Origin of the sequence: Lysinibacillus macroides (genome assembly GCF_001281525.1) — a bacterium.
Taxonomy (GTDB): domain Bacteria; phylum Bacillota; class Bacilli; order Bacillales_A; family Planococcaceae; genus Lysinibacillus; species Lysinibacillus macroides.
This window is the reverse complement of the sequence record NZ_LGCI01000013.1, coordinates 1-4881: the sequence shown is the minus strand read 5'-3', so window position 1 is coordinate 4881 and position 4881 is coordinate 1. Positions and strand designations below refer to the sequence as shown.

At 32.9% G+C, this 4881-nt stretch carries 6 protein-coding genes; 4 read left to right on the top strand and 2 right to left on the bottom strand.

Annotation, left to right across the window (positions count from 1 at the left end):
* Positions 1–263: 263 nt before the first annotated feature.
* The gene (locus ADM90_RS21945; RefSeq protein ID WP_053997001.1) at positions 264–866 is read right to left on the bottom strand and encodes a hypothetical protein; all 603 of its coding nucleotides are present in this window, start codon (positions 864–866) and stop codon (positions 264–266) included.
* 137 nt (positions 867–1003) lie between these two features.
* Between ADM90_RS21945 and ADM90_RS21940 the strand changes: the two genes are divergently transcribed.
* The 4 genes from ADM90_RS21940 (at position 1004) to ADM90_RS21925 (ending at position 2669) form a co-directional block, all read left to right on the top strand.
* A complete protein-coding gene (locus ADM90_RS21940) occupies positions 1004–1216 on the top strand; it encodes a helix-turn-helix domain-containing protein (protein WP_053997000.1) in 213 nt (70 codons plus the stop codon).
* 15 nt (positions 1217–1231) lie between these two features.
* Positions 1232–1678, top strand: a complete 447-nt coding sequence (locus tag ADM90_RS21935; protein WP_053996999.1) for a hypothetical protein — start codon at positions 1232–1234, stop codon at positions 1676–1678.
* A 273-nt stretch (positions 1679–1951) separates the two neighbouring features.
* A complete protein-coding gene (locus tag ADM90_RS21930) occupies positions 1952–2326 on the top strand; it encodes a hypothetical protein (protein ID WP_053996998.1) in 375 nt (124 codons plus the stop codon).
* A 4-nt stretch (positions 2327–2330) separates the two neighbouring features.
* Positions 2331–2669: a hypothetical protein gene (locus ADM90_RS21925; protein WP_053993578.1), complete on the top strand. Its 339-nt coding sequence runs from the start codon at positions 2331–2333 to the stop codon at positions 2667–2669.
* A 533-nt stretch (positions 2670–3202) separates the two neighbouring features.
* On the opposite strand, the gene ADM90_RS21920 is transcribed toward ADM90_RS21925, so the two are convergent.
* Positions 3203–4881, bottom strand: a 1679-nt coding sequence (locus ADM90_RS21920; RefSeq protein ID WP_053996997.1) for a DNA primase family protein, incomplete at its 5' end; no start/stop codon positions are given.

Sequence of the window (4881 nt, the reverse complement as noted above, 5' to 3'; positions counted from 1 at the left end):
TCTGTGTTCAAACCTGACTACATCATAGTCATATACACTAACTAATGTTTTTGTTTTTTTATCGTAATACAGATCACTCATTTGCATCAAACTCGTAGTAATTCCCCATGTACATAATATAACCGTCCTTTTCACTGTTAAGATTTAATCAACAGAGCATGAGACGAATCAAGATGAACTATGTATCACAAAAATGTATTTCGAATCGTCTCACAGCCTACCTCTTTCCCATTTTCATCATAACAGTTAAAATTACAGTAGTTTTACTTTTTTTTCTTAAGAGCTGCCGTTGCACCGGTAGCTTTTTTTGCTTTTATTTGTTTCTCTGCTATTTCTATAAGTAATTTAGGTCGAACCCATTTAACCTTTATATCATGTCGTTTAATATTTATTACGTTATTATCTTTTAACACGATTATCATGTCTCCGAAGAAATAACAATTTACATTTTTTCTTATATTCTTTTTTGGTGGAATTCTATAAGCTGCTACACTTAAATTACGAATAATTTTCACTCTGACCTCTTTATCACTCAAACCTTCGTTACCTTTAAATCTTCCTCGGTACCTTTTACAAATAGAATCAGACACTTGTACATCTTCAAACAACCTAATTCGTTTTTTCATAGTTTTCCTAAGGACATTTGTTCTCGCTTTTTTTAACAACACCCCTGGTTCTTTTTCAGGGTATCGGTTTTCTTCGACGTATTTCACAAAAACCCCTAATCCCTTTCTTTTCTTTTTGCCTTTGCTTTTTACTACAACAATATCTCCCCATACCAACCCTTCTACATTAGTTTTAAATAAAACTTGTCGCTCAAAATATAAACCGCCATTAAATGCAAAAGATACTAAAGCAAAATTCATTATTAAAACCCCTTCCTTTTATCTTAATTATCATTTTATCGCTTATGCGTTATATAGTCAAATAGGGTTTTAATAATAACACTAAAACGATATAATAGAATATAGAAAAACCACAGAGAAAAGAAAGGGTATATCTAATGAAAAAAATAAAAATTAAATTAAAAGAACTGTTAATTGAACGCAACATGACTCAATCTCAATTAGCGGAATTAGCAGATGTAAGACCAAATGCTATTTCTAACCTGTGTCGAGGTTATGTTGATCGATTGTCGATTGAACATTTAGAGAAAATATGTGAAGCCTTACAGCTGGAAAGCATAAGTGAATTACTCGAAATTGAGTCCCAATAAAGGAGGTTCGGTAGTATGGAAAAATTATGTGTTTATTGTTACTCATTGAATTTAAACTCTGAAGAAAATATAAAATGTTCTACTTGTGGTGCTCCATTAAATCCGGAAAGAAATATGGAAAAAATTAAAACTAGAAATCCTCGTCTTGAGAAGTACGATGATACTGACCTAAGCAAACTATTCCTTCCTTATGATGAATTAGTAAAATACTCATTTGTTCAGTTATACAGACTACTTAAACTCGCTCGAATTAGAAAAGAAGAAACCTATCTAAAAAAAGAGTTCGATGAATATTCCACTTTGAAAACACAATCACTTTTAATTGAAAATTTACTTTTCGACAAAGGTGGATACGTTCCCAAAGCAATTCAAGAAAGTGACATTTCACATTTAGAATATGAACATAGAAGATACCTAAACAGACATGAAATACGAATTAAAGAAGCCTTAGAAAACAAATAAACCCCTTTCAATACATATTCCATATTAAGGTAATATTGTTGATGTGTATTATATTGATAAATATCATTAATATGTTTTTAATTTCTGCGCCGGACAAACCTTTTTACCGTCGCAACTTTTTGAAAAAAATTTTCTTAATCATCCGAAATCCGTTATAAATTTTTGAACCGAATCGAACTAAATTTCTTAACGACGTTTTCAAAAAAAATCGACGTTATCTTTTTTAAAATTTTTTTTGAAAACGAAAAAAATCAAAAAAGGAAAAACGAAAAAATGAAAAAATTGTATCCGCATGATTATCGAAAAAGAGATCCACGAGCCTTTTTATATCTTTTTACAAGAATTGCAACACCAGCACATATAAGTGATTCATTTTCAAATTTTCTTTATGCTGCAGCACTTGAACAAATGGATATGTTAGCAACTCATAAAAATCAAATAATTATACCCAATGAATGCTTATCAGGAAAAAGAATCGTTTATTTAAAGAAAAAGAATTACTTCTCATTTAAGGTTGGCCCAAAAAGTTATCTTATGTTGCCTGAATCAGAACTCGAAGAATCAGAAATAGAAAAGCTACAACAATATACGAAGTATCTGAAATGGAATTATCAATATAATCCATATAGATTCCGATACAGGGGGTAAAGAAATGGCCAAGTTATATCCAACCGATTATCAAGAAAAAGACCCTCGTAAATATTTGTTCAACAATCCAGATCGTATGCACCCAACTGTATTAAGTAAATCATTATCAAATTATCTCCATTACTATCTGCTGGATTTAATGGAAAGCGCTGCAGAACACGAAGAATACATACTTGTACCGTTCAGTTGTTTTACATGGCGTAGAATCCGAGCTTTAAAAGATATGAATTATTTTTCGTTTAAGGTAGGCCAAGAAAGTTATTTTATGGTCAATCCCCTTGACTTAAAACAGCTTGAACGAATTAAATTGGAAAGCTACTTAAATGAACTTAAATGGAATTGAATTTTGAAACACTTATGGTCTGTTAATGGCCCTAAGTGTTTTTTTGCATACACAAGAACCCACAGGTGGTGTGTGTGGTTACTGTTTTATTGTTGATGAGATAAAAAGTAGTAACCATCACTAACCCTACAGGGACAAGGGGTTTCGCTATTTTGGTTACTATATAGTAACTCACAGTAACCACCTTAAACCTTACTCTTTCTAGGCTTTGTGTGTATTTTGGTTACTGGTTACTATTTTTTTTACTTTAATTAAATTTTGGTACATGTACAATATACCTATTACTTAAGTATTAGGACTTTGTTAACGCACCTAAATTTAATAACTGAAAAAATAACGGTAACCTAGTAACCATTTGAAGAAATAAAAGAGTAAATCCTTATGGCTCTAAGCCCCGCTGTGGTTACTCATGTGGTTACCTTTTATTTTTAAAAAAACACACAAAAAAACGCTTATCCCTTGAGAGAGTAAGCGTTTGGATGGTTACTATTTTGGTTACCATTTTGGTTACCGTTTTGGTTACCATTTTTATTTTACTTTGCTTTAAAACCTTTTACTGATTTCCACTGACCATTTATTTTTATTTTTTTTGTTTTCCATTCCATGTCGTATTGGTTACAAACGGCTTCTTTGAATCGTCTTGTGCCAAGTGGATATGCGACTCTATTATCTTTACACCAGTTTTCATAATCTTGAAGGACTCGGCTACCAGCATGATTTTCAAAATAATCTTTGTCGAATTCAAAGAAATAATCAGCTAGTGGATCGCTGTATTCTGCAAAGGATTGCGCTGCTTCAATTGATTTCTCATTTTTTGTTAAGTTATCTTGAGCAATATTTTCAGCTGATAACATCCGTTTTAATGCTGTAACCGCTAATTTCAAAACATATTCCCTAGCACTTTGACTTTTCAGAATCTCCATTGTTTCTTTATCAGAAATGCAATCCGGATCGTTCGAAAAATTATGCTCGAATGGGATGATATGTAGCCTTCTATTCAATTGATTCCCACTTTCACGGAAGTTGGGATAAAAATTGCTTGCAGTGATGCAAACGGTAGACATTTTTACAGTTTCGCTATCTTTTCCTTTTCGTTCAATTTCAATTCGACCACCAGTAATAATTGTCTTTAGTAATCCACTGTCTTGAATAACTTGGTCTGGTTGATCGTCTACAATATTTGCTAGTTTACCGTACATGGAAGAACCAGCGAAATTGTTTGTGGCTAATCTTTGTGGAGATACAGCAGAGATGTTGCCACCTTTGTTATCGAATGTTTCGTGAATCATATTTAGGACAGATGATTTTCCGTTATGTGCAGTGCGTCCGTATAGGTAAAACATTTTCGGTACTAATACTTCTGGATACATAACACAAGCAAACATTTCTTCTATATTGCGGATGCTAGGTTCATGATTTTCAGTTACTTTATTTAATGTGTTTTGTACAAATTCATTGTAAGCATAAGGGTTATAGGCAGTTGGGATTTTTTTTATTAAAAATACACCAGGGTTAAATGGCTCTAACTCGAAAGTAGAGAGGTTTAACAAGCCATTTTCTACAGCGATATAATCTTGGGCAATACTATTAACTACTGGTGACATATCAGCTAAGTATTCGTGAACCTCTTTCACCTGTGAACGTGATAAATCGTCTTTACTTCGAATTATAGCGTTTATCTGTCTACCTGAAGTGTCTTGCTCATAAATGCCTTTTTTCTTGTTGTAATAATATAAGTCGCTGTGTGCTGTTGGATAACGCACTATGAAAAAATCCTTCAAAACTTCCTCTGCTAGAATTTTATGTTTTAACGATTTTGTTCCATTTGCGTTTTCTATCCACCATGACTTTTTGTTACCTAGTTCAACATGTTCAAGTGTAACTGTTTCTTTCTGTATCTCTTTTGTTTGTGTAGGGACAATAGGTGTAGTATTTGTAGTGCTAGCTACTGCCTTCTCGATTGTCATTGCAAGGTAAGTAGGGTGTTTAGTCCACTTATCTCTTGCCAACGCTGATTGCCACATTAGGTTGTGAATACGTGTGAAATCACCATTTGTCCAATAAGCTAAATGGTTAGCAAGTGCCATATCTGCACTGGAATCGTCGTTGTTATGGCCCTCTATATTTCCATCCCAAAGATTTCTAATGATCTTGCCGTTTTTGGACGCAAACATTTTGGCTAATAATTCACTATCGTTTAATGTATTGCCGT

Coding starts and splice junctions, on each gene's coding strand:
- ADM90_RS21945 (WP_053997001.1), bottom strand. CDS start 866: ATGAATTTTGCTTTAGTATCTTTTGCATTTAATGGCGGTTTATATTTT.
- ADM90_RS21930 (WP_053996998.1), top strand. CDS start 1,952: ATGAAAAAATTGTATCCGCATGATTATCGAAAAAGAGATCCACGAGCC.
- ADM90_RS21925 (WP_053993578.1), top strand. CDS start 2,331: ATGGCCAAGTTATATCCAACCGATTATCAAGAAAAAGACCCTCGTAAA.
- ADM90_RS21940 (WP_053997000.1), top strand. CDS start 1,004: ATGAAAAAAATAAAAATTAAATTAAAAGAACTGTTAATTGAACGCAAC.
- ADM90_RS21935 (WP_053996999.1), top strand. CDS start 1,232: ATGGAAAAATTATGTGTTTATTGTTACTCATTGAATTTAAACTCTGAA.